This is a genomic window from uncultured Citricoccus sp. (genome assembly GCF_937871995.1).
Taxonomy (GTDB): Bacteria; Actinomycetota; Actinomycetes; order Actinomycetales; family Micrococcaceae; genus Citricoccus.
This window is the reverse complement of record NZ_CALMQR010000024.1, coordinates 1-5228: the sequence shown is the minus strand read 5'-3', so window position 1 is coordinate 5228 and position 5228 is coordinate 1. Positions and strand designations below refer to the sequence as shown.

Genomic DNA, 5228 nt, shown 5'->3' with positions numbered 1-5228 from the left:
ACCTCGGGTCAGGTGCCCAGGATGCGCGCCTTCTGCGCCTGGAACTCGGCGTCGGTGAGCACTCCCTGATCGCGCAACGCGCCGAGGTCCTTGAGCTGGGCAAGCCGCTCGTCCATGCCCGAGCCGGCGGGAGCCGCGTTGACCGGTGCGGCGTATTCCTGCTGAGGTGGTGCCGCGTAGGGCGGCGGGGCCGCGTACTCCTGCTGCGCCTGTTCCTGGGCCGCCCACCGTCCCGCCTGACGCCTGGAGACGCGATTCGACACGGCAGTGGCCGTGCCGGCGACGACGGCCGTGCGGGCCATGCCCCTGAGAAGTCCCATGATCCCTGCCTAGTGCTCGTCGGGTAGTGGCCGGTCAGGCCGCGGTATCGAGGGCGTCGAGCGCCTCGAGAATACTCATCAGGGGAATCCGGCCGCTGGCCACCATCTGGCCTCCGGACCGCCGCAGCGCGCTCGCCAGCGGGGCCGCCCAGACGTTCTCGTACACGAGGACCGCAGCCGAGCAGTTCGGTTCCAGGACGCTGCCGGTCTCCTCGATGTCCTCCGGGCCCAGCAGGCCGGAGGACGCGCCCTCGAAGACGCCGAGGTCCAGCTGCCCGTCGCCGTCGACGTCGCTGAGCGTGACGATGCTCGCCTGTCCCTGTTCGTCCTTGTGGACGAACACGAAGTCGATGATCCGGATCAGGCCTCGATCCACCAGGTCGAGCATCAGCGGGAATGCCTCACCGGTCATCCGGTTGCCGGGGAACTCGATCACCAGGTAGTCGACCGGCCCCATCTCACGAGTCTGTTCCGTCATCGTCGCTCCTTGTCCGCATCCTCCGGCAACCCCGCCGGGTCGCTGCGCACCGGGTGCCCTCGGTGCCATGACCACTGTCCACCATTCGCCGCGCGGTCCGCCTCATCCTCTCGGGGTGAACGTGCGAGAAGGGCGAGCATCCCCGGGCCTCACGGCCGGCCGTCCCCCGTGCGGATCCGGACGGCGGTCACCTTGTACTCGGGGCACCCGGTGACACTGTCCTGCACGGGTGAGGTGAGCCTGTTGACGCCGGCGTCCGGGAAGTGGAAGCCGGTGAAGACCTCACCGGACGGGACCTCGTCGGTGATCCTGACCGGCAGCGTCACCGTCCCGTGACGGCTGGAGACCTCCACCCGTGCGCCCTCGAGGACACCGAGAGCGGCGGCGTCATCGGGGCACAGGTCGATCGTCTCCTGCCCGAGCAGGTCGAGGTTGCCGGTGCGGCGGGTCATGCTGCCCGTGTTGTAGTGCTCCCCGCGGCGTCCGGTGATGAGCAGGAACGGGTAGTCGTCGTCGCACGATTCACCCGGGGGCAGGTACGGCCGGGTCCCGAACCGGGCCCGGCCGTCCGGTGTGGCGAACCCGTCCTGGTAGAGCCGTGGGGTCCCCGGTGCCTCGGCCGCGGTGCACGGCCAGTGCACGGGACCTCCACGATCGAGCCGGGCGTGGCCGACCCCCGTGAACAGCGGTGCCACTGATGCGCACTCCTCCAGGGCCGCCGCCGGCGTCGGACACCCCAGCCGGGCGCCCATGGCCGCGGCGACGGCGTGGAGCACGTCGAAGTCGGTGCGCACCCCGGCGGGGGCGTCGACCGCGGGCCGTACCCGCTGGAAGCGACGGTCGAAGTTGACGAAGGTGCCGTCCTTCTCGAGCCACGCCGCCACCGGCAGGACGACGTCGGAGGCCTCGGCGGTCGCGCTCAGGAACAGGTCGCTGCAGATCACCAGAGGACAGGCGTCGAGCGCGGCCCGGACGGCGCCGCTGTCCGGCGCGGTGGAAAGCACGTCCTCGCCGATCACCCACAGGGCCTGCAGCGCTCCCGAACGGGCGGCCTCGAACATCTGCGGCATCCGCAGCCCGGGCCGGTCCGGGACGCCCGCCTGCCAGGCCTCGTCGAAGCGCATCCGGGCACGGGGATCCGCGACTTTCTGGTATCCGGGCAGCATGTCCGGCAGTGCACCCATGTCACTGGCACCCTGGACGTTGTTCTGTCCCCGGAGGGGGTTGATGCCGCCTCCGCCTCCGGGACCGACCGCCCCGCAGAGCAGGGCCAGATTGGCCAGTGCGCGGACACCGTCGGTGCCATGGAGGTGTTCGGTGACACCGAGCCCGTAGAAGATCATCGGGGTCCGGGACTCACCGTACAGGTGGGCCGCCCCCTCCAGCTGCCCGACGGGAACCCCGGTGATCGCAGCGGTCCGTTCCGGCGGATACTGCGCCAGCAGGGCGCGGAACTCGTCGTACCCGGCGGTATGGGAGCGCAGGAATGCCTGGTCCACCAGACCGTCACGGATCAGCACGTGGGCGATGCCGTGGAACAGCGCGACGTTGGTCCCGGGAGTGGGCCGCAGGTGGATGTCCGCGTGCCGGGCGAGGGGCGTCCGGCGCGGATCGATGGCGATGAGGCGGGCGCCGTCGATCACCCGCTGGAGCAGCCGTGCCCCGACCACCGGGTGCGCGTGGGTGGGGTTGGCCCCGACCAGCATGATGGTGTCGCTGTGGTCCACGTCCTCGAACGGGTTGGTGCCGCCACCCAGGCCGAACGAGGCCACCAGGCCCGAGGCCGAGGGCGCGTGGCAGACCCGCGCGCAGTTGTCGACGTTGTTGGTGCCCATCACCGTCCGGGCGAACTTCTGGACCAGGTAATTCTCCTCGTTGGTGGCCCGGGCCGAGGCGATCACCGCGAAGGCGTCGGGGTCGAAGCCCCGCACCCGGGACAGTTGCCGTGCCACGTGGCCGATGGCCTCGTCCCAGGTGGCGGGGACCAGTGCGCCGTCCCGGCGGACCAGGGGGGTCTGCAACCGCTCGGGCGAGGTCAGGAAACCGTGGGCGAAGCGTCCCTTGACACAGGCGTGGCCGCGATTCAGTGCCCCGTCCGTGACCGGTTGTACCGTGGCGATCTCGTTCCCCCGGGTGAGGACGTCGAGGGTGCACCCCACCCCGCAGAAACCACAGGTGGTCCGGGTGCGGCGCTCCAGGGGCCGCGGGTCCAGCAGGCCGGGCTCGGAGAGCGCACCGGTCGGACAGGCATCCACGCAGGCCCCGCAGGAGACGCAGTCGGACGTGGCCCAGCTGTCCCCCCGGCCAGGGGCGACGACGGTGTCCGGTCCGCGCCCGGTCAGCGTGAGGGCGAACGTGCCCTGCACCTCGGCGCAGGCCCGGACGCACTTTCCGCAGGCGATGCACAGGTCCCGGTCGAGCTTGACGTAGGGGTGGGAGCGATCGGTGCCGCGGTGGGCCGGGGGCTCGGGCACGTCGAGCGGCGCCACGTCGAGCGCCTCGCACTGGCGGACCAGTTCGCTGCGGTCCGCCGGCACGTCCAGGGCGCGGGGCGGCAGGCCGGCGACGATGATCTGCAGTGCGTTCCGGCGGGCCGGGGCGGCCTGCTCGGTGGAGACCTCCATGCCGGCCTGGGCAGGAGAGCTGCAGGCCGGAACCAGCCCCCGACCGGTCACCGCGACCAGGCAGGTGCGGCACGAGGCCACCGGGGTGAGCCGGTCATCGTGGCAGAGCGTCGGAACGGTCCGGCCCAGGGCCCGGATCGCGTCGAGCAGGGTCGCGCCGGCAGGAACGTCCACGCCGGTCCCGTCCACGGACAACCAGATCACGTCCACCCCCGGAGGCCGTAGACCCGGACGAGACCGCGCACGGCGGCTGGGACACGGCGGCCGAAGGCGCAGAGGCTGGCCTCGGACATGGTCTCCAGCACCCGGACCCGTGGTGACGGGTCGTCGGTCGCGACGTGTTCTGCGGCGAGCAGGCGGCCCAGCCGGCTGCCCACCCGGCAGGGTGAGCACTGGCCGCAGCTCTCCGTCTCGGCAAACGCCCAGAGGTGGGCGAGCACCTCCTCACCGGTGAGCCGCTCGTCGAAGGCCACGACTCCGGCATGGCCGAGGGCTGCACCACGTTCGGCCAGAGAGGCGTCCGTCAGCGGGGTGTCGAGTTCCGCCGGGGACAGGAAGCCCCCCAACGGGCCACCGACCTGCAGCGCCCGCAGGACCGCCCCCTGGCGCAGTCCACCGCCGAGGTCCTCGACCACCCGCCGCAGGGAGATGCCCGGTTCGACCTCGTAGGCACCCGGACGCGCGAACCGTTCGGAGAGGCACACGACCAGCGTGCCGGGCTGTCCCGGCGCGCCCATGGCGGCGTAGGCGGCGCCGCCGTGCTGGATGATCCAGGGAACCGCCGCGAGCGTCTCGACGTTGTTGACCACCGTGGGCCGGCCGGAGAGTCCCCGGTCCACCGGGTACGGCGGCCGTGGGCGCACCACCCCCCGCAGTCCCTCGAGGCCGTTCAGCAGGGCGGTCTCCTCCCCGGACACATAGGACCCTGCACCGACGGCCACGCGGACGTGCAGGTCCACACCGCTGCCGTGGACGTCGGGGCCGAGGTGACCGTCGGCCTGGGCCTGTGCGAGCGCCGTGCGCAGGCGCTCGACGGCGCGCGGGTACTCGGATCGGACGAACACGATCCCGGTGGCCGCACCGGTCGCGAAGCAGGCCAGGGCGAGTCCCTCGAGCAGCCGGTGCGGGTCCCCCTCCATCAGCAGGCGGTCGACGTACGAACCGGGATCGCCCTCGTCCCCGTTGGCCACGACGACGCGCGGGCCCGGCCGGGCGCGGGCCGCCCGCCACTTGCGTGCCGTGCTGAAGCCGGCTCCACCGCGCCCGGTCAGCCCGGCGGCCGCGACCTCAGCCAGCACGGCGTCCGGAGACCCCGTGGAGACCACGGTGGGCCAGACCGCCCAGGGCTCGCCCGCGCCGAGCAGTCCCGCCGTCACCACCGGCGTCCGGCTGCGGCTGTGGACCTCCGCCACAGGATCGCGACGAGGAGACAGTCCCTGCAGCTGGGCCGATACGTCGGCCCCGGCGCAGGGCTCATCGCCGTCGAGGGCCGCCGGACCGCCGTAGCAGTAGCCGAGGCACCGAACCTCCTGGATCGACACCGAGCCGTCCGCGCTGCGCGAGCCCACCGCGACGCCCAGTCCCGCCTCCACTTCGGCCACGTGCGTCCCGCCGCTGGCGGCGCGACAGGCGGCAGCGCCGCAGAGGCGGACGTGCCGTGGAGCCCGGGGCGCGGAGTAGTCCGCGAAGAACGTTGCCGGTCCCCGCACTGCCGCTGCGGGCACGCGGAGCCCTGCGGCGGTGCGTACGGGATCGGCGCCGCCCCGGAGCAGGTCCGGGACGGTGTCCAGCGGCCGGTCGAACCTC

General features: G+C 72.7%; 4 protein-coding genes. All 4 read right to left on the bottom strand.

What is annotated here, in order from left to right; all coding sequences use genetic code 11:
* Positions 1-8: 8 nt before the first annotated feature.
* Positions 9-320 carry an SHOCT domain-containing protein gene (locus tag Q0283_RS02180; protein ID WP_255459421.1) on the bottom strand — a complete coding sequence of 104 codons (312 nt, stop codon included), beginning with the start codon at positions 318-320 and terminating at the stop codon, positions 9-11.
* 34 nt (positions 321-354) lie between these two features.
* Entirely contained in the window at positions 355-798 is a 444-nt protein-coding gene (locus Q0283_RS02175) for a DUF6325 family protein (protein ID WP_183525387.1), read from the bottom strand.
* Between the two features lie 149 nt (positions 799-947).
* Positions 948-3626 (bottom strand): formate dehydrogenase subunit alpha, encoded by a 2679-nt coding sequence (fdhF, locus tag Q0283_RS02170; RefSeq protein ID WP_298042480.1) that lies wholly within the window; start codon positions 3624-3626, stop codon positions 948-950.
* Positions 3623-5228: NAD(P)H-dependent oxidoreductase subunit E (locus tag Q0283_RS02165; RefSeq protein WP_298042477.1), on the bottom strand; the 1606-nt coding region annotated here is incomplete at its 5' end. The genes Q0283_RS02165 and fdhF, both read right to left, overlap by 4 nt.